1 pseudogene is annotated in these 1,299 nt (G+C 68.3%); it reads right to left on the reverse strand.

From position 1 onward, the window contains the following. Positions 1 to 130: 130 nt before the first annotated feature. Positions 131 to 1,299 (reverse strand): annotated as a pseudogene (locus ACWDNY_RS31405) (cell division protein FtsK); the annotation flags it as partial.

Below are 1,299 nucleotides of genomic sequence, written 5' to 3' on the forward strand. Positions count from 1 at the left end.
GGTCAGCGAAAGCCGTACGACCTCGGGCTTGCCCTCGATCACTGCTTCCACCGAACAGAGCAGGTTTGGGGCGCTAGCGGGGCCGCTAACGTTAGCGGGGTGTGCCGCTAGCGCTAGCGGCCCCGGAGCGTCAGCCCGCATCCCGCTTTCCGTTACGCTCCGCAATCGCCGACGTGATGTGCGAGCGGTCGATGCCGCGCCGGTTGACGACCTTCCCGTCGACGCGACGGCCCACCTGGATGGTGGAGATACCGTGCGGCTTCAGGGCCGCGGCGAGCGCGTCGGGATCCCAGCCGTCGTAGACCTCGGGCCGCAGTTCGGCGAGTCGGCTCACGACCGTCTCGGACCAGACCTTGGCTTCCTTGGCGGCGACGACGGCCAGGATGTCGGCGAGCAGGTCGTAGGTGGCAGCGGTGGGTTCGGGCGCCTCTCCGAGTGCGTGCCCGGAGAGGGTGCCCGCCTCCTCGCGCAGCCGGCGGGCGCGGGCGCCGATGGCTTCGGCCTCGCGTCCGTCGATGTAGACGGAACGCACGATCCGGGCGTCCGAGCCCTCGCCGACGAAGTAGTGAATGCCCTTGTCGCCCCAGGCGAACATGGTCGCGCGCACGCCCCGCTTGTACGCGGACGTGCCGAGAACCATGTCGTTCTCCAACTGGCCCATGACCTTGAGGCACCAGCGCGCGGACGCGTTCGCGGAGATGCCCGTGGGCAGCGCCTTCGCGTCCGGTCGCTGGGTGGCCAGCAGCAGAACGATGCCGGTGGCCGGACCGCGCTTGACCAGGTCGGTCGCGATCTCCTCGAACTCCTTCGCGTGCTCGGGGTGCTCGAAGAGAACCTGGCACTCGTCTACGCCGATCACGATCGGGTGCAGGCCCAACGACCGCTTGTCGGCGAGTTCGCTGGTCACCTTCGACTCCGGGCAGATGTCCCGCGGCAGGGACCGAATCACCTTGGTTCGGCGTCGGAGCTCCTCGCGCAGTTCCCTGAAGTCGCTCAGGCAGTACTCGATGGAGTCGTCATCGTCCCCCGCAGCGTGCCGATGGGACACGGCGTCCCCGACCGGGTCGAGGTCACCGGTGCCCTTCATGTCGTACGTGTGGAGTTCCGCCCTCGGGTCCAGCGCCGCGATCAGAAGCAGGAGACGGAGCAGGAACGTCTTGCCCATGCGCGGGATGGCGCCGATGACGCCCGCGATGTACATCAGCGTTGCTGCGACCCACCGACCGCGCTGATCAGTGCCGTAGGCGACCGGCTTGAACAGGTCGACCGAACCGGTCTTGAGCAGCGGCCACTTGGGCT

The sequence above is a fragment of the Streptomyces sp. NPDC003697 genome, assembly GCF_053587115.1.